This is a genomic window from Thermophilibacter mediterraneus, from assembly GCF_900119385.1.
Taxonomy (GTDB): Bacteria; Actinomycetota; Coriobacteriia; order Coriobacteriales; family Atopobiaceae; genus Thermophilibacter; species Thermophilibacter mediterraneus.
This window is the reverse complement of sequence record NZ_FPKO01000007.1, coordinates 285,953-310,262: the sequence shown is the minus strand read 5'-3', so window position 1 is coordinate 310,262 and position 24,310 is coordinate 285,953. Positions and strand designations below refer to the sequence as shown.

The 24,310-nt window shown below is 73.4% G+C and carries 19 protein-coding genes; 6 read left to right on the top strand and 13 right to left on the bottom strand.

The window, feature by feature from the left end:
• Window positions 1-204 precede the first annotated feature (204 nt).
• The 3 genes from BQ7106_RS01330 to BQ7106_RS01320 all read right to left on the bottom strand — a co-directional run bounded on the left by BQ7106_RS01330 (window position 205) and on the right by BQ7106_RS01320 (window position 3,294).
• Window positions 205-2,049 (bottom strand): ABC1 kinase family protein, encoded by a 1,845-nt coding sequence (locus tag BQ7106_RS01330; protein ID WP_240307393.1) that lies wholly within the window; start codon window positions 2,047-2,049, stop codon window positions 205-207.
• 98 nt (window positions 2,050-2,147) lie between these two features.
• The gene (locus BQ7106_RS01325; protein ID WP_072370094.1) at window positions 2,148-2,498 is read right to left on the bottom strand and encodes a phasin family protein; all 351 of its coding nucleotides are present in this window, start codon (window positions 2,496-2,498) and stop codon (window positions 2,148-2,150) included.
• 118 nt (window positions 2,499-2,616) lie between these two features.
• A complete protein-coding gene (locus BQ7106_RS01320; RefSeq protein ID WP_072370090.1) occupies window positions 2,617-3,294 on the bottom strand; it encodes an HAD family hydrolase in 678 nt (225 codons plus the stop codon).
• A gap of 151 nt (window positions 3,295-3,445) precedes the next feature.
• Between BQ7106_RS01320 and BQ7106_RS01315 the strand changes: the two genes are divergently transcribed.
• Genes BQ7106_RS01315 through BQ7106_RS01305 form a run of 3 tightly spaced genes read left to right on the top strand, consistent with a single transcriptional unit; the run spans window position 3,446 to window position 7,733 of the window.
• The gene (locus BQ7106_RS01315) at window positions 3,446-4,744 is read left to right on the top strand and encodes a DUF1015 domain-containing protein (RefSeq protein WP_072370087.1); all 1,299 of its coding nucleotides are present in this window, start codon (window positions 3,446-3,448) and stop codon (window positions 4,742-4,744) included.
• Window positions 4,745-4,797: 53 nt separating this feature from the next.
• On the top strand, window positions 4,798-7,017 hold the full coding sequence (locus tag BQ7106_RS01310; RefSeq protein ID WP_072370084.1) for a tetratricopeptide repeat protein: 2,220 nt from the start codon (window positions 4,798-4,800) through the stop codon (window positions 7,015-7,017).
• On the top strand, window positions 7,014-7,733 hold the full coding sequence (locus BQ7106_RS01305; RefSeq protein WP_072370079.1) for an HAD family hydrolase: 720 nt from the start codon (window positions 7,014-7,016) through the stop codon (window positions 7,731-7,733). The genes BQ7106_RS01310 and BQ7106_RS01305 overlap by 4 nt, the downstream gene beginning before the upstream one ends.
• Window positions 7,734-8,199: 466 nt before the next feature.
• Here BQ7106_RS01305 and BQ7106_RS01300 read toward each other — a convergent pair whose 3' ends face one another.
• The 9 genes from BQ7106_RS01300 to BQ7106_RS01260 all read right to left on the bottom strand — a co-directional run bounded on the left by BQ7106_RS01300 (window position 8,200) and on the right by BQ7106_RS01260 (window position 21,185).
• On the bottom strand, window positions 8,200-9,537 hold the full coding sequence (locus tag BQ7106_RS01300; protein WP_072370076.1) for a transcription antitermination factor NusB: 1,338 nt from the start codon (window positions 9,535-9,537) through the stop codon (window positions 8,200-8,202).
• Window positions 9,537-10,451 carry a methionyl-tRNA formyltransferase gene (fmt, locus tag BQ7106_RS01295; protein ID WP_072370568.1) on the bottom strand — a complete coding sequence of 305 codons (915 nt, stop codon included), beginning with the start codon at window positions 10,449-10,451 and terminating at the stop codon, window positions 9,537-9,539. Before fmt ends, BQ7106_RS01300 begins: the two co-directional genes overlap by 1 nt.
• A 50-nt stretch (window positions 10,452-10,501) precedes the next feature.
• Window positions 10,502-11,053, bottom strand: coding sequence for a peptide deformylase (gene def, locus BQ7106_RS01290; RefSeq protein ID WP_072370073.1), 552 nt, complete (start codon window positions 11,051-11,053; stop codon window positions 10,502-10,504).
• Between the two features lie 55 nt (window positions 11,054-11,108).
• The gene (priA, locus tag BQ7106_RS01285; protein WP_072370070.1) at window positions 11,109-13,412 is read right to left on the bottom strand and encodes a replication restart helicase PriA; all 2,304 of its coding nucleotides are present in this window, start codon (window positions 13,410-13,412) and stop codon (window positions 11,109-11,111) included.
• 164 nt (window positions 13,413-13,576) lie between these two features.
• Complete coding sequence (locus BQ7106_RS01280) at window positions 13,577-14,425, bottom strand: protein phosphatase 2C domain-containing protein (RefSeq protein ID WP_072370067.1); 849 nt, start codon at window positions 14,423-14,425, stop codon at window positions 13,577-13,579.
• A 73-nt stretch (window positions 14,426-14,498) separates the two neighbouring features.
• Window positions 14,499-15,674 carry an IS110 family RNA-guided transposase gene (locus tag BQ7106_RS01275; RefSeq protein ID WP_072370064.1) on the bottom strand — a complete coding sequence of 392 codons (1,176 nt, stop codon included), beginning with the start codon at window positions 15,672-15,674 and terminating at the stop codon, window positions 14,499-14,501.
• A gap of 295 nt (window positions 15,675-15,969) precedes the next feature.
• Window positions 15,970-16,362 (bottom strand): hypothetical protein, encoded by a 393-nt coding sequence (locus BQ7106_RS01270; RefSeq protein ID WP_072370060.1) that lies wholly within the window; start codon window positions 16,360-16,362, stop codon window positions 15,970-15,972.
• Between the two features lie 85 nt (window positions 16,363-16,447).
• Entirely contained in the window at window positions 16,448-19,657 is a 3,210-nt protein-coding gene (locus BQ7106_RS01265; protein WP_072370057.1) for an ABC transporter ATP-binding protein/permease, read from the bottom strand.
• 151 nt (window positions 19,658-19,808) lie between these two features.
• Window positions 19,809-21,185, bottom strand: coding sequence for an FtsX-like permease family protein (locus BQ7106_RS01260; protein ID WP_072370054.1), 1,377 nt, complete (start codon window positions 21,183-21,185; stop codon window positions 19,809-19,811).
• 203 nt (window positions 21,186-21,388) lie between these two features.
• Between BQ7106_RS01260 and BQ7106_RS11225 the strand changes: the two genes are divergently transcribed.
• The 3 genes from BQ7106_RS11225 to BQ7106_RS11105 all read left to right on the top strand — a co-directional run bounded on the left by BQ7106_RS11225 (window position 21,389) and on the right by BQ7106_RS11105 (window position 23,446).
• Complete coding sequence (locus BQ7106_RS11225; RefSeq protein ID WP_072370051.1) at window positions 21,389-21,982, top strand: helix-turn-helix domain-containing protein; 594 nt, start codon at window positions 21,389-21,391, stop codon at window positions 21,980-21,982.
• Window positions 21,983-21,996: 14 nt separating this feature from the next.
• Window positions 21,997-22,662, top strand: coding sequence for a M48 family metallopeptidase (locus tag BQ7106_RS11220; RefSeq protein WP_072370048.1), 666 nt, complete (start codon window positions 21,997-21,999; stop codon window positions 22,660-22,662).
• A gap of 229 nt (window positions 22,663-22,891) precedes the next feature.
• Window positions 22,892-23,446, top strand: coding sequence for a hypothetical protein (locus BQ7106_RS11105; protein ID WP_205407640.1), 555 nt, complete (start codon window positions 22,892-22,894; stop codon window positions 23,444-23,446).
• 6 nt (window positions 23,447-23,452) lie between these two features.
• Here the strand turns inward: BQ7106_RS11105 and BQ7106_RS01240 are convergent, their stop codons facing one another.
• Entirely contained in the window at window positions 23,453-24,271 is an 819-nt protein-coding gene (locus BQ7106_RS01240; RefSeq protein WP_240307406.1) for an IS3 family transposase, read from the bottom strand.
• Window positions 24,272-24,310: the final 39 nt, after the last annotated feature.

Below are 24,310 nucleotides of genomic sequence, written 5' to 3'. Positions count from 1 at the left end.
CTTGCGCGATGTACGGGCAAGGAAATCCGCAGGTCAGAGCATCGAGAAAATTCGGCGCGACCCGGGAGCGCGGGCTCAGCATCAAACATGCTACCCAATCGCCCGGATACCTTGCCAACGCGCGCCGCAGGGGCCCGCGCCGGGCCCGCTCAATACCCAATCGCCCGGCATTCCTGGCTGCCGGTCCCGCGTCGAGCCGCGTCCCTAGCGCCGGCGGCGCCGGCGGCTCTCGCGCAGGACGTCGTGGGCGACCCAGACGCCGAGCACGAAGGCGACGAGGTACCCGATGAAGCCGATGATCGGGATGCCGAAGATGACCGGCTGGATGCGCGCGTAGTAGACCACGGACGAGCCGATGAAGAGGCCCGCCACGATCACGCTCATCGTGAGGCGGTTGGCGATGCGCGAGACGTCCTCGAGCGGGTCCTCCGTGCCGGCGAGGTCCAGGTTCACGCGGAGCTGCCCGCGCGTGAGCATCCGCATGGCGAGGCCCAGCTCCCCCGCCGCGCCGAGCAGGCCGTGCGTCGCGGCGACGGTCTCGCGCGCGAGGCGCCTGAGCTCGTCGGCGGCGAGGTCGTCGATCGCCGTGTGGGCGCGCACGTGGCTCTGGATGATGCCCACGATGGAGGCGTCGGGCAGGAGGTCGTGCACCACGCCCTCGAGCGTCACGAGCGAGCGCGCGAGCATGGTGATCGTGCCGGGAAGCTCGATGCCGTTCTTCTGCGCCATGGATATGACGGCGTTCATGAAGGCACCGATGTCGAGCTCCGACAGGTCGGCGGTGCCGTAGTCCGCGACGATGGCATCGAGGTCCGCGAGCAGGTGCGCCTGGTCGACGTCGGCGACGCTGGAGACCGAGAAGCGCATGAGGCCGTCGGCGAGCGCGGCCGAGTCGCGCCGCCCCACGGCGAGCACGATGTCGCTCACGGCCCGGCGGTCGTGCGCGGAGAGCCGTCCCATGATGCCGAGGTCCAGGTAGACGATCTTGCCGTCGCGGATCACGAGGTTGCCCGGGTGCGGGTCCGCGTGGAAGAAGCCGTCGTCGAGCATCTGGGTGGTGTAGTTGTCCGCGAGCTTGGTGCCGATCTCGGCGAGGTCGTAGCCCTGCGCCACGAGCCGCGCCGTGTCGTTGATGGGGATGCCCTCGACGAAGTCCATGACCACGACGCGGCTCGTGCAGAGCGCGGGATAGGGCTTGGGGCAGTCGATGAAGCGGCAGTCTGCGTTGTTGCGGCGGAACTCCTCGAGGCTCCTCGCCTCCACGAGGAAGTCCGTCTCCTCGCGGAAGGACTGCCAGAGCTCGTCCACCACGGACTGCAGGTCGATGAACTGGTCCTCGCCCATGAAGCGGCTCGCGTAGCGCGCGAGCGAGCGGATGATGGAGATGTCCTGCGCCATGATCTCCTTGACGTGCGGGCGCTGGACCTTGACGGCCACCATGTCGCCCGAGACCAGCCGGGCCTTGTGGACCTGCGCCACCGAGGCCGACCCCAGCGGGCGGTCGTCGATCGCGTCGAAGATCTCCTCGAGCGGCGTCTCGTACTCGGCGCGCAGGGCGTCGATCACCGTGTCGCGGTCCATGGGCTCCACGCTCGTGCGGAGCTTGCCGAGCTCCCGGGTGAAGCTCTCGGGCAGGATCTCGGAGCGCATGGAGAGGATCTGGCCCGCCTTGACGAAGGTGGGCCCCAGCTCCTCGAGCATGCGTCGCAGCCCCTTCGGCGTGAGGCCGTGGAAGATGTCGTAGCGCCGGACGATCTTGACCATCTCGCCGATTCGCGCGAGGCGCGAGGCGGTGGTGAGCTCGTAGTCGTCCGCGCCCGCCGCGCGGCCGCCGAAGATGCCGATGGTCTGGGAGGACTCGCGCCTGGCCTCGCGCTTCTTCACGGCGGCGTACCAGGCGTCGAGGATCTCGTCCGGGGTCCTGGAGGTCGTGGGGTGCTGGCGGCGGGGCAGCTCGGTCCCCATGACGGGCCCCCAGCTGCGGCGCTCCTCGGCGGGCGTCGGCGCGGCAGCATCGGACGGGCCCGCGTCGGGCTGCGCGCCCGTCACCGGCCCGTCGTCCCTCTCTTTTCCTGCGCCGACCGGGACCCGGCCACCGCCGAGGCCCCGGTCGTCGTGCCCTGCTTGCGTCACGCGGATCCCCCAGGCTACTTGGCGTCGGCCTCGTCCTCGCCCGCGGGCTCCTCGACGTCCACCTTGACCGTCTGGGCGTCGATGTCCGCGGACATCTCGGCCACCTTGGCCGCGTAGGCGGCGCGCTCCTCGGGCGTCATGGCCTCGAGGCGGGCCCGCAGCGCCCTGTCGCTCGTCCCGTCGATGACCTCCTTGGCCTTGCGGGTGAGCTCCTGGTTGAGCGTCTTGCCCTGCTCGACCGTCAGCTCGCCCTTCTTGACGAGCTCGTCGACCACCTCCTGGGACTTCTCGGCGCCCATGGCGACGGCGCCCACGCTGGCGAGGAAGAGCTTCTTCAGGCCCTCGGTCACGTCGAACTCAGACATGCTTTCCCCTTTCTCCCGGTTGGCAACGGCCGTGCGTCGACTCTATGCTCACCCTTCTACCCACAGGGGCCGCCATGATTTCGGCGACAGGGACGGCGGGCGGCGCGGGCGCGCGGGGCTAGGCGCTCCCCAGCAGGACCCGCAGCAGCCCCTCGACGCTGCCCGCAACGGCGCAGGCGCCCGCGCCCTCGAGCTCGCCTGGCGCCGCGGTCCCGCCATAGGTCACGCCCACGCAGGCGACGCCGACCTCCGCGGCGGCCTCAACGTCGTGGTGGCGGTCCCCCACCATGACCGCGTCGCCCGGCTCGCTGCCCGTGAGCTCGAGCACGCGCGCGATCGTGGCCGCCTTGCTCGCCTGCGCGTCCGACTGCTTGCCGAGGACGACGTCGAAGAGGTCGCCGACCCCGTTGTCCGCGACGGCCCGCGCCACGAGCGCCTCTCGCTTCGACGACGCCACGGCGAGCGAGCGGCCGGCGGCGCGCAGGGTCTCGAGCGCGGCGCGCATCCCCGGGTAGAGCGGCCACCCCTCGATTCCGAGGCCCTGGTAGATGGCTCGGTACTCGGCGGTCACCTGGGCGGCCTCCCGCTCGTCGAAGCCGTAGACCAGCGAGAACGCCTGGGGGAACGGCGGCCCGATGATCCGCCTGAGGTCGCCGAGCCCCTCCTCGGAGATGCCGTGGGCGAGAAGGACCGTGCGCGCCGTGGCGCAGATCCCGTCAACCGTGTCCGCGAGCGTGCCGTCGAAGTCAAAGATCACGAGCCGCCTGCCCGTGACGTCCTCACCGGTGAGCGCCATCGCGCCTCCTTCCCTCGTGGCCCCAAGCGTAGCACGCCCGGCGGTCGCGCGCCCGCCGGGCGCCCGAGGCGGCCGCCCGGCGCCTCGCCGCGTCGCGCGCGCCGCGCGCGGGGTATCATGGCTGGGTGTAACGAGTTCGCGAGGAGGAGCCATGCACGTCGAGCCCATCACCTGCTACCGACCGAGGCCCGAGGCCGCCGCGACCCTCGCCTCCCCGCCCTACGACGTCTTCGACCGCGCGGGCGCCGAGGCCTACCTCGCAGCGCACCCGGGTTCGTTCCTCTCGGTCGAGCGCCCGGACGCCGCGTCGTCGCCCGCCGCGGGCCCCGACGCGCCCGACGACGTCTACCAGGTCGCGCACGACCGGCTCGCCGACCTCGTGAACGGGGGCTCGCTCCTGCGGGACGGCACCCCCTGCTTCTACCTCTACCGCCTCGAGGCCGACGGGCGCTCGCAGACCGGCGTGGTCGCCGCGTGCTCGCTCGACGACTACAGCAACGGCATCATCCGGCGCCACGAGCTCACCCGCCCCAAGAAGGAGGACGACCGCGTCCGGCACATCGAGGCGACGGGCTGCCAGACGGCCCCGGTCGTGCTCGCCTATCCCGACAACCCGGTGCTCGACGCCCTCGTCGAGGCGGCGAAGACGGCCGAGCCCCTCTATGACTTCGTCGACGCCGACGGCGTCCGGCAGACCGTGTGGCGCGTGGCGCGACCGGCGGCGGTCGAGTCGCTGCGCCTGATGTTCGAGCACGTCCCGTGCGCCTACGTCGCCGACGGACACCACCGCGCCGCGGCCGCGGCGCGCGTCTGCAGGCGCATGCGCACCGAGGGCGGCGAGCGCCACACCGGCGACGAGGCCTACAACTACCTGCTCTGCGCGCTCTTCCCCGCGAGCCGGCTCCACGCGGACCCCTACGACCGCGTGGTCGCCGACGTCGCGGGCATGACCGAGGACGAGCTCGTCGCCGCCCTCGAGGCGCAGGGCGTCTCCGTGGGGCCCCGGGGGGAGCGCCCCGTGCGCCCGTCCCGCCGCGGGGCCGTGGGCATGTACGCGTTCGGCGCCTGGAGGGAGCTGGGCCTGCCCGACGAGCGACCCGACGACCCGGCCGACGCGCTCGACGTCTCCGTGCTGCAGGACCGCGTGCTCGCGGGCGTCCTGGGCGTGGGCGACCCGCGCGAGGACCCGCGGCTCTCCTTCGTGGGCGGCGCGGCCGAGGCGGGAGAGCTCGAGCGGCGGGCCGGCGACCGAGGTGTCGCCTTCACCCTCTTCCCCACCTCCGTCGCTGAGCTCATGGCCGTCGCCGACGCGGGGCGGCTCATGCCCCCCAAGTCGACCTGGTTCGCCCCCAAGCCGTCGAGCGGCCTGTTCGTGAGGCGCGTCAGCAACCGGGAGTGCGTGCTCGACGGCAGGAGGAGGCACCGGGGCGAGCGGGACGACGAGTCCTAGCGAGAGGGAGCCCGGGCAGCGGCGGGAGACGGCGCGGGAGGCGAGGTGACGACATGGCCGACATGGACGAGAGCGGGCGCGGACGGCTCGGGAGGCTCTTCGCGGCGCTCGTGAGCACCGACCCGGACGACGGGGCGGAGGCGGCGGGCGGCGCCGACGGCAACACCTCCGTGCTCGACGTCGACGGCCTCGCCGACGCGCTCATGGCGTCCCCCGACCCGATGGCCCTTCTCGCCGGCATGGTCGCCGACGTACGCGCCCGAGCCGAGGCGACCGCGCTGCCGGGTGCGGACGTCCCCGCGCTGCCGCCGAGCGCGCTCGAGACCCACCTCGCCGCGCGGCTCGTGGGCGCGGGGCTGCTCGAGCCAGAGCCCGAGCTCCCCTCCGTGCGCGTCGTCCGGCCGCGCCTCTCCGGCCTGCTCTACCTGAGGATCGAGGACGAGCGCGTCAGCTACCTCGCCAAGCTCCGCGTGCTCGGGATCGAGGCGGCGCTCAACTCCGCCCTCCTCGTCACGCGGGCGCTCGAGCGCCCGGCCGACGCCACCGTCGAGGAGCTCGTTCGCGCCGAGCAGCGCGTGGCGCGCTCCATCGTCGCCCAGGCGGGCGAGGTCGCCGGGCGCGTCGGCGCCCCTGCGCTCGGCGAGTGGGAGGTCCGTCACGCCATCTCCCTGGGGATCGAGTCGCTGCGGCTCCCCTACCGCCTCACCACGCGGTTCCGCGTGAACGTGGCGCGCGGGGTCGCCGCCTTCGAGGTCGACCTCGTTCCGCCCTCGGCATGGGTCGACACCGCCTTCGTCGACGGCCTCGGCATCGTCCCCGCCACCGCCGAGATGCGCCGCCGCGCGGCGAGCGACTACAACGCGCGCCTCGCGCTGCTCCTCGCCGAGCTCGCGCTCGGCGCGTGCCCGCAGCTCTCGGAGGTCTGGGTCGCGGGCGTGGTGGACACCGCGACCGACCACGCGTGCTACTACTCCGTGCGGATCGGGCGCGCCCTGCTCGAGCGGCTCGGCCCCGACCCCGCGGCGAGCCCGCTCGCTGCGCTCGGCGCGGCGGGCGCCGAGATCGACGCCGACGGCGTCTCGCTCCACCCGGTGCGCCAGGGCTTCACCCTCGACGACGAGGAGCTCTGCCCGCCGCAGCGCTACGAGCCCCCCGAGCTCTCCGACCGCGTGCTCTTCGGGGACCGCCCGCGCGCCCTGGGCTGCGAGCGCGTGCTCGACCTCGGCGTCGACGAGGCGGCGCGCCGGCGCGCCGTCGCCCGGGAGCTCACCCGCGACCTCGGGACCTCGACGGCGGACAACGTCGCCGCGATCCTCGAGGCCGCGCGTCGCGACGGCAGCCCCGACGTCGACGAGGCGGCCCATCGCTGCCTGCGGGGCCTGATCGACGGGACGCTCGACGACGACCCGCTCGCGATCGAGGAGGCGTTCGTCGCGGGAGACGACCTCACGAGGCTCTGCGCGCTGGCGCGCGGGCGCCTCGCCGCGCGCGACCTCGACGGCGCGGGCAGGCTCGCCGAGGAGGCGCTCCTGCCCGTCGACGGGCTCGGGACCTACGAGGGCGGGTCCGACGGCACGCGCTGGGCGTCGTTCGACGGCTACGCGGACCGGGTCGTCTACAACCGCCTCGTCGCCCGCCCCGGCGAGCGGTGCGCCCTCGTGCCCTCCGCCTACCTCGAGGCGCACACCATCGCTGCGGCCTGCGACCTCGCCCGCGGGCGCGTGGAGAGCGCCCTCGCTCACGCGCGGCGGGCGGCTCAGGTGGCCCCCCTCTCCGCCCAGGCGGGGCTCAACCTCGCGCAGTGCCTCGAGGCCGCCGGCGACGCGGAGGGCGCCGAAGGGGAGATCGCGCGCGTGCTCTCCCTCGCGCACGACCCCGAGTCCATCGGCATCGCGTACCTGCAGATGGCGCAGCTCCAGTGGCAGGCGGGCAGGGTGCTCGCCGCACAGGCCTGCTACCAGCGCGCGACGCGCCAGCTCGGCGCCCCCGCCCTCGTGGCGGGGCTCGCCGTCGTGGCGCTCATCGGCCACGTGGGCGCCTCGTCCGGCGGGCAGCTCGGCCCCGAGCAGGCAGACTCCGTGCTCGTCGCGGCGGGCATCCCGCTGGCCCCGACCGAGGAGGTCGGCGCCGTCCTCCTCGAGGCGGCGCGCGCGGCCACCGACGCCGAGCTCTTCTGCGTCGCGCGCGACCTCACGCGCGCGCTCTGCTCGCTCACCCGCGACGACGTCACCTACGGCATCCTGCGCTCGTTCGAGGACGAGCCGGACCGATGACGGGCGCCCCGCGCGACGGCGCGCGCCCCTCCCCCGCCGCGGCGCCCCTCCGCCTGTGGCCGCCGAGCTTCGGCGCGGCGATCGTCGACTTCGACGGGACGCTCGCCGAGACCTGGCACCTCTGGCGCGAGGTGGACGAGGTCTTCTTCTCGTCGCGCGGCATTCCTTTTGACGAGGACGCCTCCGCCACGCTCGCGACGCTCGGGTTCGCGGCGGGAGCGCAGTGGTGCTTGGAGCGCTACCACCTGCGCGACGAGGTCGCCGACATCGTCGACGAGTGGAACCGCCTCGGGGCGGCGCTCTACGAGACGAGGGTCCGCCTGCGCCCCGGCGCAGAGAGCTACCTGCGCTCGCTGCGCTCGGCGGGCGTGCCGCTCGCACTGGCGACGACCAACGACCCCCACGTCCTGGGCGCTATGCGACACGTCGACGTCCGGTCCCTCTTCGACGAGGTCGTGTGCGGGCGCGAGGTCGCGCGCGGCAAGGACCACCCGGACATCTACCTCGAGGCGGCGCGGCGGCTGGGCGCCGAGCCCGCCGCCTGCGCGGTCTTCGAGGACATCCTGCCCGGCGTGCTCTCCGCCCGCCGCGCCGGCATGCGCGCCGTGGCCGTGGGCTGCGACGACCCCCGCCAGCCGCGGACGGAGCTCCGGCGGGCGGCGGACGCCTGGATCGACGGCTGGGAGGGCCTCGCGGAGGCGTCCCGAGCCCGCTGACGGGCGCGACCGGGCGAGCGGCCTGTCTGGGGCCGGAGCGCGCGGGCCGCGGGGGGGGACGGTTCGCAGGAGCGCCCAGAGCACAGTTCGCCGGAGCGCCCGAGCGCGCGGGCCGCGTGGGCACGGTTCGCCGGAGCGCCCGATTTGTCTGGCTACCCCTGTGATTGGGCATAACATTTTATGTTGGGGAGGGACCGATGACCCGAGCCGGGGATGCACGTTGGCCCTCGCACGTCCTTCTCGCCCTCATGTGTCAGGTTGGAGCGGAGATTGGGTGTCCCGTCGGCTGGGGCACCGGCAAGCGAGGAGGGCCCGCCACCCAATCAGGCGGGCATCCTGACAAATCCGGCCCCGCGGGGAGCGCCCGATTGCCAAAGTACCCAATCGCTCGAGAAATCTGTCACGGGGCGATGGACGCGCGGGGCGGCTAGGCGGGACGACGGGCGCGCGGGGCGCCGCGGGGCGGCTAGGCAAGACGACGCAGCTCGGCGTGGAAGTGCGTGTCGGCGTTGGGCCTGGCGGGGGTGAGCCCCGCCGCGATGAGCTCGAGCCCCGCGCCCGCCCCGCTGGAGAGAAGCGCCTCGACCACGCCCTCGTTCTCCTCGGACAGGACCGAGCAGGTGGCGTAGACGAGCCTGCCCCCCGGGGCGACGCGCGCCGCCGCGGCGGACAGGATCTCGAGCTGGAGCGCGGCGAGCTGCGCGGGCGCCGCCGCGTCGAGCGACCAGGCGATCTCCGGGTGGCGCGCGAGCGTACCCGTCCCTGTGCAGGGGGCGTCAACAAAGACCAGGTCAAAGGTACCGAGAAGTACCTCGGGCAGATCGGTCCCGGCGAGGTCGCGCGCGTCCAGCGCGACGCACGCAACGTGGCCCGCCACCCCCGCCGCCTCCATGCGGCGCGCGGCGAGCACGGACTTGCGGGCGTCGAGCTCGACCGACACGATGTCGCACGCCCCGCCCGCGGCGACGGAGGCGCCCTCGAGCAGGAGCGTCTTGGTGCCGCGTCCCTGTCCCACCTCGAGCACGCGGCTTCCGGGCGCCGGCGCCGCGGCGAGCGCGACCTCCTGCGCGGCGAGGTCGCACGGCAGCACGAGCGCCCGCTCGACGAGGCCGGACGGCGCGAGGCGGGCGGGCGCCCCGAGCAGGAGCGACCCGGGCAGGGGGCCCTCCGCGGGCTCGCAGCCCGCCTCGGCGAGAAGGGCCGCGGCCTCCCCCGTCGTCACGAGCGAGCGGTTCGCCGAGGCCCACGCTCCGACGGGCCCGAGGGCGCCCGACGCCCATGCCGCGGCGCGGGCGGGCCCGAGCGACGCGAGCGCGAGGTCGCAGAGCCACTCCGGGAGCGCCCCCACGAGCGCGAGGTCGGCGGCGTCGGGGGCGCCCGACGCCGCGCGGGCGCGGGCCGCCTCGAGCCGCGGCGCATCGAGCTCGGCCGCGCGGCGCAGCACCGCGTTGGCGAGCCCGGCGGCCCGCGGCGCGACGCCGCGCACGAGCTCGACGCCCTGGCTCACGGCAACGTCCGCGCGGCCGTCCAGGTACAGCAGCTCGAAGGTCGCGACCCTGAGCGCGTCGCGCACGCGGGGCTCGAGCCGCGCCCCGGGCCTGAGGTGGGAGTCGATGACGCGGTCGAGCGCGCCCTCGGCGGCCGTGGCGCCCATGACGAGGCGCGTGGCGAGGGACCGCTCGCGAACCGGCAGCTCCGAGAGCCCCGCGCTGTCGCGCATGAGCTCGCGGGCGCGCGCCCCGCGCCGCCTGCGCTCGGAGACGAGCGACAGCGCGGCGCGGCGGGCGGGCGTCGCCCGGGCCACTACGCGCGCCCCCAGGCGATGCCGTCCCCGCGAAGGCCGGCGGCCCACGCGGAGGCATCCATCTCGCGCTTGCCGTCCGGCTTCACGCGGACGACCTCGATCGAGCCGTCCGAGCAGCCGAGCCACGCCCTCCCGTGGCTCACGAGGACGGACCCGGCGGGCACGTCCCCGTCGCCCGCCGCCGCCGCGCACACGCGCACCCCGCGGCCGGCCACCGAGCAGCGCGCGGGAGCCGTGTCCCCGGACGCCAGCACGCGCGCGAGGTTCCTCTCGGCGGTGTCCTCGGGGTCGAGGAGCATCTCGGCCTTCCCCACCTTGGCGGCATGCGTCACGAGCGCCTCGTCCTGCTCGGTCCACGCGGCGCTCCCGTCGAACACGGAGGGCAGCACGTCGACCAGCAGCTCGGCGCCCATGCGCGCGAGCTCCGCGGTGAGCTCCGCCGTCGACTTTCCCGCAACGCCCGTGGCGGCCTGCGCGCAGTAGGCGCCGGTGTCCACGCCGTGGCCGATCCTCATGATCGAGACGCCCGTCAGCTCGTCGCCGGCGAGAATCGCCCGCTGGATCGGCGCCGCGCCGCGCCAGCGGGGCAGCAGCGAGGCGTGGACGTTGACGCAGCCGCCCGGCGCGAGGCCGAGCACCTCGTCGGGGAGGATGCACCCGTACGCCGCGACGCAGATCACGTCAGGGCGCGCGTCGCGCAGGGCGACCATCACCTCGGGCGTGACGCGACCCGCCTCGAGCACGGGCAGCCCGAGCTCGAGCGCACGCGCCTTGACGGGCGAGGGCACGAGCGCCCTCCCGCGGCCGCGCACGGCGTCCGGTCGCGTGAGCACGAGCGCGACGTCGTGGGCGTCGGCGAGCGCCTCGAGCGAGGGCACGGCGAAGTCGGGCGTGCCCATGAAGACGACGCGCAGGCGCCCGTCGCGCGCGGTCCGATCGTTCTTCTCGCCTGCCATGCTCCCCCCTACTCCGCGACCTCGGTCTCGCCGGGGCGCGCGCCCGCGGCGAGGGCCGCCTCGTACTCGCGCTCCGCCTCCGCCCGGCGCATCGGGGCGAGGTGGTCGAACATCGTCACGCCGTGGACGTGGTCGATCTCGTGCTGGAGGCAGACGGCCATGAGGTCGCCATCGGCCTCGTACTGCATGAGGTCGCCGTCGAGGTTTCTTGCCTGCACGACCACGTGGCTCGGCCTGCTCACCGTGACGCTCACGCCCGGAAAGGACAGGCAGCCCTCCGAGCCCTCGCGCTCCGGGCCGTCGGCGCAGACGATGCGGGGGTTGATGAGCACGTAGGGGTTCTTCTTGCTGCCGCGCCCCGCCCAGTCGACGTCGATGACGACGATCTGGCGCATCTCGCCGATCTGCGGGCCGGCGAGGCCGCAGCCGTCGGCCGCGTACATGACCTTGAGCATGCGCTTGGCGAGCGCGCGGACCTCGTCGTCGATGACGTCGATGGGCGCGCACTCCTGCGAGAGGCGCGGGTCGGGCGAGAGCACGATCTGGTTGAGCTCGTTCATGGTCCTCCTTCCGCCGGCGGCGGGGCCGCGCGGCGACGATGCGAGACGGCCCCGGTCACATGAGGTCGTAGGCGTCAACGTCCACTGCTATGGTAATACCCGCCCGTCGGCCGAGTCCCGCGGCGCACGAGGCGAGCAGATTCCCCACCTCCGCCTCCGGGGGGCACTTCACCAGCACGTGGCGCCGCACGCGGTCCTTCACGCGGGCGCGGACGCAGTCGGCGGGCCCGAGCACCTCCCACCCGGCGGCGCCCCCCACGCGCTCGCGCACCGCGGCGGCGAGCGCGTCGCACGCGGCACGGACGTCGCGCTCGGAGCGCCCCTGCACGACGACGTTCGACACCCTCGAGAAGGGCGGGTAGGACGCCTCGGCGCGCTCGGCGAGCTCCGCGTCGAGAAACACGGAGCGGTCGTGGGCCGCCACGGCTCGCATGGCGGGGTGCGTCGACCAGTACGTCTGGACGATGACCTCCCCCGGCCGCCCCCCGCGGCCCGCGCGGCCCGCCACCTGCTCGAGCAGGTCGTAGGTCCGCTCCGCCGCCCGGAAGTCGGGCAGCTTGAGCATGGTGTCGGCGTTGATCACGCCCACGAGCGTGACCTCGGGGAAGTCGAGCCCCTTGGCGATCATCTGCGTGCCCACGAGCACCGCGCACTCCGCGGCGTCGAAGCGCTCGAGCAGCCGCTGGTGGGCGCCCTTGGCGCGCGTGGTGTCGGCGTCCATGCGAATCACCTCGACGCCCTCGGGCAGGAGCGCCGAGAGCTCGTCCTCGACGCGCTGCGTCCCCACCCCGTACGCGGCGAGGTAGCGGCTGCCGCAGTTGGGGCACGCCGTCGACGGGTCGGGGAAGGCGCGCACCGGCCAGGTGCGGCCGCACGTGTGGCAGGCGAGCATGTGACCGCGCTCGTGGTAGGTGAGCGCGGTCGAGCAGTGCGGGCACTCCGGGACGCACCCGCACTCGCGGCACATGAGGAAGCTGGCGAAGCCTCGGCGGTTGAGCAGCAGCACGGCCTTCTCGCGCCGCTCGACCACCCCGCGCAGGGCGTCGACGAGCGGGGCCGAGAAGACCGAGCGACCCCCGCCTCGGAACTGCTCGGCCATGTCAACCACGGTGACGCGGGGCAGGACCGCGCCCGCCGGGCGCTCGGGCATCTCGACGCGCGACCAGCGCGCGCCCCGGAATCGCCCGGCGCGGCAGCGCTCGAGGCTCTCGAGCGAGGGCGTTGCGGAGCCGAGCACGAGCGCGGCCCCGCGCTCGCGCGCCAGGCGCGCCGCGACCTCGCGGGCGTGGTAGCGCGGGGCCTTGTCCTGCTTGTAGGAGGACTCGTGCTCCTCGTCGATGATGATGAGGCCGACCTCGGAGAGCGGCGCGAAGAGCGCCGAGCGCGCGCCCACGACCACGCGGGCGCGCCCGGAGCGGACGAGGTCCCACTGGTCGAAGCGCTCGCCGGTCGAGAGGCGCGAGTGCAGCACCGCGACCTCGTCGCCGAAGCGGCTGCGGAAGCGCCCCACGGTCTGGGCCGTGAGGGAGATCTCGGGCACGAGGACGAGCGCGCCGCCGCCCGCGGCGAGCGAGCGCTCGATGGCGGCGAGGTAGACCTCGGTCTTGCCCGAGCCGGTGACGCCGTCCACGAGCACCGCGTCGCCGCGGGCGGCGGCGCGAGCCTCGTCGATGGCGGCGAGGGCGGTGAGCTGACCGTCCGTGAGGCGCCGCGGTCGGGGCGCGGCGGCCGAGGAGAGCGTGGTCTCGTCACGCCCGCGCAGCTCGCGGCGGCGCGTGACCGCCACGACCCCGCGGCGCTCGAGGGCCGCGACCGCGCTCGATGCGCCCGGGATGGTGGCGGAGAGCTCCGCCACGCGCTGCGGCCCCTCGCGCAGGGCCTCGATCACCGCCCGCTGCCGACTCGCGGAGCGGGCGGGGACGTAGTCGTCCGCCGTCGGCGTCAGCGCCGCCCAGCGAGCGTCCACGGCGCCGGCGCGCTCGGTCTGGAGCTCCCACGGGGCGTCCTCGGACGCGCGCGTCACGCGGACCTTCTGCCCGGGCGCGAGAAAGGGCCGGATTGCCTCGCAGAGCGGGCAGGCGTACTCGCGCGCCATCCACTCCGCCACGCGCGCGGCCCCCTCGTCGAAGGCGGCGGGGGCAAGGACCTGGGACACGGGGAGCACCCGCTCGGGAGCGACCCCGTCGGGAGGCGCGTCCGAGGTCGCCGTCACGTAGCCCACCGCCATGCGGTGCGAGAAGGAGACGAGCACCGTGGAACCGACGACGACGTCCCCCTCGAGCTCGGGGGGCACCGCGTAGTCGAACGCGCCCTCGAGCGCGCGCGTTGGTATGTCGAGCGCGACGCTCGCGTAGCGCATGGGCATCCTCCGTTCCTGGGTCGATGGGCGGCAGGGTGAGCACACCATTGTAGTCGAGCCGCGGCGCGGGGACGGACCGCGGGGCGCACGGGGGGCGCGCGTGCGGCGCGTGGCGTCGCGCAGGGTCTCGCGCGGGCGCGGCCGCGCGGGCGGCTCGCGCGCCGCTAGAGCCCGATCCAGAAGAGGCTCGCGTCGTCCGAGCGCTTGAGGCGCGGAAAGCGCGCGAGGTCGGGGTCGGACGCCTCGAGCTCGCGCAGGCGGCGCACGATCTCGTGCGCCCGGCCCGGCGTGAGGCCGACCAGCTCGCGCGCCGCCTCTGCGACGCCGAACTCCGAGAACGCGCGCCACATGCCGTCGCTCATCCCCGCCACGGCGAGGACCTCCTCGCGCGGCAGGGACGCGCGCCGCGCATGGGCGAGCCCGTCCCCCGAGGAGTCGAGGCTCCAGTACCCTCCGTCGACGTTGCGCAGCAGGCGGTTCGCGCGCACGACGTCGTCGACGAGCCTGCGGCGCTCGGGACCGCTCAGGGCGCACCCGGGGTCGCGGAGCGCCATGAGGCTGACCGCGCGGGCGTCGAGCGCCTCGAGGGCCTCGTCGGTCACGACGACGAGCGACCCGTCGCGCATGAGCACCGCCAGCGGCGAGTCCCCGAGGCCCCGAAGCTCCACGACGTCGCCCTTCACCGCGGCGAGCGCGAGCGTGGCCGACGGGACCGCGAGCGGGTCCATCCGCTCGAGCGCGACCCCCGCCGCCGTCTCGAGCTCGGCGCGCGCGGCCCCAACGGCCCGCTCGAGCGCGTCGTCGACGCTCGCCCCGCCCTCGAGCTCGGCGCACGCGCGCTCCCCCACCACGTGCGAGAGCCACTGGGCGTTGGTGGCGAAGCGCGGGGCGAACAGCGGCTCCCCGGCGAGCCCCGACGCCCCGTCGACCACGATGCCGTACGACTCCGTCACCCGCACGAAGTCCTCGTTCGCCGCGTTGCCGCGGTCCGTGAGACACAGCGCCCCCGCCACAGGCCCCACCGTCCTTCTCCGCCGTCCCCTCGTCCGACCACGCCCCGCACGATACCACGGCGCCCCGCGCCCGTCACGCCGCCGGGCGGTACGGCTCTCCGGAGCGCTCGAGCGCCAGGATGACGCGCACGAGCTTCTTGCACGCGTGCGAGATCGCCACGTTGTAGTGCTTGCCCTCGGCGCACTTCTTCCCCAGGTACGCCGCGAAGGTCGGGTCGTAGCGGCACACGTGCTTGGTGGCGTTGTAGAGCGCGTAGCGCAGGTAGCGGCTGCCGCGCTTCTCCATGTGCGGGTAGCAGTTCCTGAGCTGCCCCGACTGGTAGGTCGAGGGCGACATGCCGGCGTACGCCAGCAGCTTGTCCGCGCTCTCGAAGCGCGAGAAGTCGCCCGCCTCGGCGATGATCATGGCGGCCATCCGGAACCCGATGCCGGGGATGGTCGTGATGGGCGACGCGATCTCGACCAGGATCGCCTTGATGAAGCGCTCCACGTCGTCAACCTCGCTGCCGAGCTCGCGGGCGAGTCGGATGGTGTGCTGCAGCTCGAGGGACTTCGCCGGCGCCCACGCGCCGATCGACGAGCGCGCGGCCTCGTAGATCTCCTCCGCGGCGCTGCGCTTGTAGTGCCCCTTCGAGCTGCGCTCCAGCAGCTCCGAGAGCTCCTCGAGCCCCGCCTCGGCAACCTGGGCCGCGCCGGGGAACGCGCCGAGCAGCTCGTAGACGGAGCGCATGTGCAGCGTGGGCACGAGCTTCTCGAGCTCGGGGAACAGGATGCACACGAGCCTCGAGATCGACTGCTTGAGCTTGGCGCGCTCCCGGACCTTGTCGAAGCGGTAGCGCGTGAGCGACTTGAGGTCCTCCGTGCGTCGCGCCTCGGCGCGATACGGCACGAGGCCCGACCCCGACAGCAGCATCGCCGCGATCGTGCGCGCGTCCACGCGGTCGGTCTTGGTCTTGCGCAGCGAGAGGCTCTTGCGGTAGAGGTTGGTCGAGAGTGGGTTGAGCACGTAGACGGCGAGGCCCGCGTCGACGAGGAACCTCAGGAGGTTGGTGCCGTAGTGGCCCGTCGCCTCGAGGCCCACCCGCACCTCCTCGCGGTCCCCCGAGCACGCGCCGATCTGCCCGAGCAGCCGCGAGAAGCCCTCCTGGCTGTTGGGGACGACGAAGGAGTCGGCGAGGATCACCCCGTCCCCTCCCACGACCGTGCAGTCGTGCTTGTCCTTTGCGACGTCGATGCCCACGGCGATCATGGCGCCACCTCCCGAGGTCGAGTCCTGCCTACACGTAGACTCTTCCCCTTATGGGGCGACCCATGCCGCGGGGGCGAGAAGGACGGGGACTCGCGGCGCCGGGTCGGGGCGCCGGGGCGCGCTCGCGCGGGGGCTGCGGTCGGAGCCTTTCAAGAACCGTCTGCGCGGTAGGAGTCAACGACCAATCCGCGGCCCCCGCGGAAGCGCCGCGACGGCCCGCCGCGCGGGGCGGGCGGGCTCCGCCATCATCGTACACCACGACGCCGGGCTCAGGCGCCCGCCGCCGCGCGCCGCGCTACGAGAACAGCTCGGCGTCGAGCCGCGCGAGCTCGGCGGGGACGTCGTCGGGGTCGCAGCCGAAGGACTCCGCCACGGCGCGCGCCTGCAGGCGCCTGAGCCCGGCCAGGTCGTCAGCTCCCTCGCGCCCGTAGATCGTCGCCAGGCGCGCGAGCGCGTAGCAGACGTAGCCCGCGACGGAGTCGCCGATGCCGGAGATGACCATCATCGTGACGAGCGAGTCGGGCGCCAGGACGAGCGCGGTGCCCGGGTCGAGGTCGAGCAGCTCACCGATCTGGCGCTCGATGTCGTCCGTAGCCCCGGCCTCGCCCCGCAGGGCGCGCCTCAGGGCGTCGGAGACCCCCTCGACGAACTGGTCGACGATCTCAAGGACGTAGTCCCTCTGCAGCATGCGCTCTCCTCTCTCGCGTCACCCGACTAGGATAGCGCGCGGCGGCCCCGGGCGGGAGGCGGGGCGGGCACGCGGAGGCGGGCCGTCACTCGCTGCGAAGCGCCTCGACCGGGTCGCGGCGGCTCGCCGCGGAGCTCGGGATGAGCCCGGCCACGAGCGTCAGCGCCACGGACACGCACACGAGCGCGAGCGCCGAGGTCGCCGGGAGGCTCATGATGTTCTCGACGGCGAAGCTGGACTCCACCCACGCGTTCACCGGGATCGACACGCCCACCACCACGGCAATGGCGAAGAGGCCCGAGATGAGGCCCTCGATGAAGGTCTCGGCGTTGAACACGTTCGCGACGTTGCCCTTCGAGGCACCGATCGCGCGCAGGATGCCGATCTCCTTCCTGCGCTCGAGCACCGAGATGTAGGTGATGATGCCGATCATGATCGAGCTCACCACGAGCGAGATGGAGACGAAGGCGATGAGCACGAGCGAGATCATGTTCACGATGTCGGTCACGCTGCCCATGATGACGCCCATGTAGTCCGTGTAGGTGATGACCCCGTCCTCGTTGCCGGCCGCCCGCTGCGCGTCGTTGTAGCCGTCGATGACGTCGAGCACGCGCTCCTTCGCCTCGAAGTCGCGCGGGTAGATCTGGATGGCGGCGGGGTTGTCGGGGGTGGCGTAGCCGAGCGTCTGGAGGTTGTTGTCGTAGGTGAGCTGGCTCGCGTTGGCGTAGCTCTCCATGAGCGAGGTCAGGTCCTCGGCGTCCATGTTGAAGTGGATGGCCGAGGCGAGGGCGTCGGCGTTCACGGAGAAGGCGTCCTGCAGGCTCGAGAGCCCGCCCGCCACCTGGCTCGCGTAGCTGGCCATCACCTGGGAGATCGCGCCCTGGAGCTGGGAGGAGATGGCCGAGGAGATCTGGGACGACATCTCCTGGAGGAAGGACTGGAGGTAGGGCGCGAGCTCGCCCGACACGTAGTCGGACACGATCTTCTCCACGCGCTCGCGCACGGGCTGGCCCGCCACGGCGTCGATCTGGGCGAGGAGGGCCCGGGCCTCCTCGGTCTCGAGGTAGCGCCCGAGGAGGTCGACGACGCCCTGGGCGAAGGCGGGGTCGTCGGGGTCGAGCTCGCCCGCGTTCTCCCCCCACCAGCGGACGAAGCCCCCCACGAGCTCGCCGCCGAGACGGGCCGCCTCCTCGAGCTGATCGAGGGTGACGGGCGGGTCGCTCACCGCCTCCTCGAGGATGGCCGAGAAGTCCGGCGCGGGCACCCCCGCCACGAGCGACTCGACGTCGATCGAGTCCGCCACGCCCGAGAGGTCGACCGAGACCCCGGAGAGGTCGATCCCGGAGGGGTCGAAGGCGGCGGAGAGACCGCTCGCGTCGAAGGAGAACGCGGAGCGCAGGCCCTCCTCGTCCACCGAGAAGAGGCTCTCGAGGTCGACGCCCTGGCGCGCCTCCTCCTGGAGGGTCGCGAAGCTCTTGCCCGTGAAGACGTCCGTCTCCGGGTCGGAGAGCTGCTGCTGCACGATCTGCGAGCTCGCCGCTCGCTCCATGAGCGCCTCCGTGAGCCCGGGCGTGTAGGCGATGCCCGCCGAGAGGGCCTTGGCGTCGGACGACTCGTTGGGCCGCACCACCCCCACGACGCGCAGGTCGAGCCCGCCCTCGACGGCGGAGCGCATGAACTCGGCGTCGGAGGACATGTCGGTCCAGCCGCCCGTCTCCTCGTTCCTGCGGTACTCGTCGGTGGGGCTGATCACCTTGAACGAGAGGGCGAGCGCGTCGTCGTAGGTGAAGTCGATGTCGTCGTGCTCGACGTCGGTCTCCCCCGCCGTGCCGCTCATGGCGCTGCTCACCATCTCGGTGAGCTCCGCCGGGTCGAGCGCGCCGATGCCGTAGAGCGTGTAGTCGGAGATGCCGCCGCTCTGGGTGAGCACGAGCACGCACTCGTCCGGCGCGCTCGCCCAGCGCCCCGCCACGACGTCGTACTGGGACGCGAGGAGCTCCTGGTCGTCGATCATCTCGTTGAAGACGGACATGCCGCCGCCCGTCATGCCCGCGGTCGCGGTCCCGGACGCGCCGCCGGTCATGGCGGTGCCGAGCGCGTTGGGGTTGAGCTGGACCGCCCCCTCGGAGGTGTCTGCCCTGTAGACGAGCGGCGTGAGGCCGTAGTCGTACTGGATGGCGTTGACGTTCTCGGAGAGGCCGTCGGGGTCGGTCTCGAGGTAGGCCTTGAGACCCGACAGGTCGTTGGAGCCCACGGTCGAGAACATGTCGGTGAGCATCGTGAAGGTGGGGATCTGGTCGGGGTCGTCGTCCTTCTCGGCCTCCCCGGCGCCCGCGTCCTCCGTGAGCATGCTCGAGACGTCCATGCTCTGCCTGGTGATGGAGAGCGGGTAGCTCGACAGCGTGTCCTCCTCGACGCGGGCGATGTAGTCGTTCACGCCGTTGGCGAGCGCGAGGATGGCGGCGATGCCGATGATGCCGATCGAGCCCGCGAAGGCCGTCATGACGGTGCGGCCTTTCTTGGTCATGAGGTTGTTGAACGACAGGCCGAGCGCCGTGAGGAAGCTCATCGAGGTGCGCCGCGCCGCCCTCGCCTCGCGCCGGGGGGCGGACGCGGGGTCGAAGGGGTCCGAGTCGGCCGTGACGTGCCCGTCGCGAAGCTCGACGACGCGCGTGGCGTAGCGGCGCGCGAGCTCGGGGTTGTGCGTGACCATGATCACGAGCCGGTCCCGGGCGACCTCCTTGAGCAGGTCCATCACCTGCACGGACGTGGCGGAGTCGAGGGCGCCGGTGGGCTCGTCGGCGAGCAGGATCTCGGGGTCGTTGATGAGGGCGCGGGCAATGGCGACGCGCTGCATCTGACCGCCGGAGAGCTGGCTCGGGCGCTTGCCCACGTGGTCGGAGAGGCCCACGCGCGCGAGGGCGTCGAGGGCGCGGCGGCGGCGCTCCGCGCGGCCCACGCCTGAGAGCGTGAGCGCGAGCTCCACGTTGGCGAGAATCGTCTGGTGCGGGATGAGGTTGTAGCTCTGGAACACGAAGCCGATGCGGTTGTTGCGGTACGCGTCCCAGTCGCGGTCGCGGTAGCGCTTGGTGGAGATGCCGTCGATGACGAGGTCCCCCTCGTCAAAGTGGTCGAGCCCGCCCACGATGTTGAGCATCGTGGTCTTCCCCGAGCCCGACGGGCCCAGCACCGCGACAAACTCGCTGTCGCGGAAGGCGACGGAGACGTGGTCGAGAGCGACCTGGGTGAAGGAGTCGGTCACGTAGCGCTTGCAGATGTCCTTGAGCTCGAGCATGGGGGGTCCTCCGAGGGGGTCGTGATACCAGGGTAGGGTACCCGTTCCCGCGCCCGCTGATACGCCGACCGTCCCCGGGTTCAGGTTTGCGTCACAGTGCTGAACGGGCGCGGCGGCAGGGGCGGCCGCCGGCGCGGGGGCGACCCCGCGCTCAGGCCCCCTCGCGCAGCAGCAGGCGCGAGCACTCCCGCACGCAGAGCAGGTAGAAGGCCCCCAGCAGCGCCAGCGTCCCCAGCAGCGAGGCCGCCGCAATGGCCAGGAACACCTCGTCGGCAACCCCCATCGCGAGCTGCCGCACGAGCGCGATGCCCACGAGGTCGTGCGCCGCGGCCATCGCAGCGGGAAGCGCGAACGACGCCCCCACCTGGGCGCGCACGGCGGAGCGCAGCTCGCGCGGCTCCGCCCCGAGCTCGACGAGCGTCGCGTAGGCGCGCCTCCCGTCCGCCGCCTGCCCGAGCTGCTGCAGCGCGAGCACGGCGGCTGCGGCCACGAGGAACGCCTCCCCGTAGAAGATCCCCACGAACCCGATGGGCGCGAGGCTCGCCTCCGAGAGCGCCCCGGGGTCCACGAGGCCGGAGGCGCGCTGCCCAACCGAGAACAGGAGCCCCGCGCACACCATGCAGACCGCGCACGCCATGAGCACGCAGGTGCACGAGAGCGCCTGGCACGAGGTGGAGACGCGCCCCTCGAGCTGGCGCAGCACGAAGGCGCGCAGCCCCTCCCAGTAGCCATCGCGCCTCCTGAGCGCCCCGGGCACGCGGGACGCCACGATGCGGAACACCAGCGACGTGGCCACGTAGGCCGCCCACCCCATGGGGAGGATGGCGAGCACGAAGAGGCCGGGCTGCACGAGGCACGACCCCCACACCACCGCGAGCAGCAGGGCGGCGAGCGCGGCCTGGGCACGGGTCGGCGCCCGCCCCGTGAGCACGAGGCGCTCCGGGGCGCGGTCTTGCTGGAGGAGCTCCACCAGCGGCCTCCTCAGCACCTCGATGACCGAGAGCGCGATCGACGCCCCCTCGATGGCGGCGAACCAGCCCGCCGTCGCGACCGCGGAGGAGGGCGAGAAGGACCACGCGAGCTCCCAGGGCACCCCGAAGACGAAGGCGGCGATCGATCCGAACGCCGGCGACGCGGCGAACCCGACCGCGACGCCCGCGGCGAGGGCCATCGCCCCGACCAGCGCGCCCTCGGCGGCGACCACCCCGGCGAGCAGGGGCGCGCGCATGCCGAGCAGCCCGTAGGTCGCGAACTCGCGTGAGCGCCTCCGCACGATGTAGCGTCCGGCGTAGGCCACGAGCAGGGCGAACACCAGCACCACGAACGTCGTGAACGCCCCCGTCACGTCGCGCGCCTTCCCCACGACCTCGGCCTGGGCGGGCGTGAGGGGGAGCGCGAGCAGGTAGTCGCCCGCGGCGTTGAACGAGTAGAGCAGGCACGACGCGCACGTGAGCGTGACGAAGTAGACCGAGTAGTCGCGCACGCAGCGCCCGACGTTGCCGAGCGCGAGCCTGATCGCGAGGGGCATGTCATCTCCTTCCTGTCGGCGGCCGCCGCGCCCGAGGGTCGGGGCGGCCCGGGCGCGAGAACGACCCCATCGTCCCCCTCGCCCGGGCATCGGGCCATCGAGGGGCCTTATGCGCCCCTAAGGATTTCGCAAGGGTCCGACCGAACCCGACGGGACGCGGGCGCCGGCGCGTGCCATACTCGTCTGGAGGGAAAGGAGGCCGCATGGGCGCACGGGCAGACATGGCGCGCTTCGACCGGGCGGCGCTGGGGGCGAGCCTTCGCGCCGCGCGCGAGGCGCGCGGGCTCTCGGTCGGGGAGCTCTCCGAGCGGGAGGGGATCGAGGAGCGCGACCTCGCAGAATGGGAACGGGGCGACGCGCTGCCGTCGGCGGCCCGGCTCATCGGCCTGGCAGCCGCGCTCGAGACGGACCTCGGCGCGCTCGTCGGGAGGGACGGGGCGGCTCGGCTCGACGAGATCGCGGCGGAGTCGCGCCGGGAGCTCAAGGCGACCTACGCCGCGCTCAGCCTGGGCTGGCTCGTCGTGCTCGCGCTCGAGGTCGCGCGCACCCTCGCCCCGGGGAGCTCCTTCCTCGCGGCATACCTCGCGCTGCTCGTCGTCTCGGCGCCGCTCTCGGTGCGCGCGCTCCTGCTCGAGCGCGACGCGGGCCTGCGCACCGCGCGCGGCGTCACCGACTACCTCGAGCGCGGCGCGCGCCCGGCCGACGAGGAGCGGGCGCTCTCCGTGGTGGGCTACCTGCTGCAGGCGGTCGCGCTCGTGACGCTGCTCGAGGTCGCGCTCGGCCTCCTCGGGGCGTGAGGGGAACGGGCCCCGTGGCGCGACGACGCCGCGCCACGGTGATCGTCGGCGGAATCCCGGTAGAGGTCGAGCGCGGGGGCGTCCGCAGGCTCAACCTGCGCGTCCGCGCCGACGGGAGCGCCCGCCTCAGCGTGCCGGCGCGCGTGCCCGCCGAGGATGTGCGGCGCTTCCTCGCCGAGCACGAGGGGTGGCTGCGCGCCCACGTCGAGCGCCGCCTCGCCCGTCGCGCGGACGGAGCCGGCGCGGACGGCCTCGTCGCGCTGTGGGGGCGCCTCGTCGAGCTGCCCGGGGGCATCGCGCCCGACGAGCTCTGGCGCGACGAGCTCGAGCGCCGCCTCCCCGGGGTCGTCGAGCGCATGGAGGCCGCGACCGGCGCGCACGCGAGCGGGTGGCAGCTGCGCGCCATGTCCACGCGCTGGGGGTCCTGCACGCCGCGCACCGGACGGATCCGCGTGAACGTGCGCCTGGCCGCCTACCCGCCCACCTGCCTCGACTACGTGGTCGCCCACGAGCTCACACACCTGCTGGAGCCGAGTCACAACGAGCGGTTCCACGTCCTTCTCGCCCGCGCCTACCCCGACGAGGGCCTCGCCCGGGCCCTGCTGAGGCGCGACGCGCGGGACCTCGCCGCAACCGGCTTTTCTCGCCCCGGCAACGAGGCGGAAGCAGGGGGTCGGTAGGCTTTCCCAATCGTCACCCGTCGAGAGGAAGACCGTCCATGACCTCCCGCCCGCGCATCGCAACGACCATTCCGGCACCGGCCGGCGAGCGCGCGTGGTGGTGGACAAGGACGACCCTCATCCCGGGCTGACGACGGCCAGGCGCACGACGCTTACCCACAGAGGGCCCTCGGACTCAGTTCCGGGGGCCCTCTTTCGTGCGCGCACCCACCCTCGAGAGGAGCGAGACATGACCACGACCACCCCCTACCGCACCTACCTCAGCGAGCAGCAGATTCCCACGGCCTGGTACAACCTGCGCGCCGACATGCCCGAGAAGCCCGAGCCCATGCGCCTTCCCAGCGGCGCGGTCGCCACCCATGCCGACCTCGCCCCCGTCTTCGCCGACGCCCTCATCGACCAGGAGCTCGACGACGAGACCCCCTACGTGGAGATCCCCGGGCCCGTGCGCGAGATGTACAAGGTCTACCGCCCGAGCCCCGCGCACGGTTCTCGGCCCCGAAGCGTGCGTTTGGCTCGGGACTCGAGGCGCGCGGCGAGAAGCACGTGCTGGTTGCGGACGGTCCGGGGGCGGGAACCGTCCGTAACCCGCACGTATCCAGACTGCGTGCTGGTTGCGGTCGGAATCGGGCCCCAAACCGTCCGCAACCCGCACGTTCCCGAAACGCGTGCTGGTTGCGGTCGGAATCGGGCCCCAAACCGTCCGCAACCCGCACGCCCTCCCGACGAGAACGGCCCCGACGCCGAGCGTGAACTGCGCCCCAAAACTTGGACGCATAAATAATAGCCGCTATGCGGCGTCGCGAAGGGCCTGCTCCCGGAACTCCACCGGGGTCAGGCCCTTCAGCCTGACCTGGCGCCTCACGTGGTTCCAGTGATGGATGTAGGCCTCGAGGTCCGCCTTGAACCCCTCGAACGTGTCCCAGTCGCGCCCGCGGAGGAACTCGTCCTTGATGTGTCCGAACACCTGCTCGGTGGCGCCGTTGTCGATGCAGTTGCCCTTGCGCGACATGCTCTGGACGATCCCCATCCCCTCGAGCGCGGCGACGAACTCGGCGTGCTGGTACTGCCAGCCCATGTCCGTCTGCATGACCGGGCTGGCCCACGCGGGCTTGGCCTCCGCGAGCATGGAGAGCATCTCGCGCTGCTGCTCGAGGTCGGGGTGCTCCGAGATCGAGTGCGCCACGATCTCCTTGCTCCCGAAGTCGTACACCGGCGCGAGGTAGGCCTTGCCGAAGGAGAGCCTGAACTCGGTGACGTCCGTCCCCATCTTCTGCCACGGGCCGTCCGCCTCGAAGTCGCGCCCGAGCACGTTCTCGAACACCTCGCCGACGACGCCCCTGTAGGAGTTGTACCTGTGGTAGTCGGTCTCGCGGCGGATGCCGCAGCGCAGGCCCATCTCGCGCATCATCTTGAGGACGGTCTTGTCGGCTATGCGGGCGCCGTCCACGGCGCGCAGCTCCATGGCGACCTGGCGGTGCCCGACGCCGTTCGGGAGCCTCCCGAAGATCTCGGCGACGCGCGGCCGGAGCTCGGGCCTGGTCGGGCCCTTGGGGTGCGCGAGCGCGTAATAGTATGTGGACCTGGCGAGGCCGGCGGCCCCCAGCAGGTCGGCCAGGTCGTGCCCCAGCCCTGAAAGCTCGGCGAC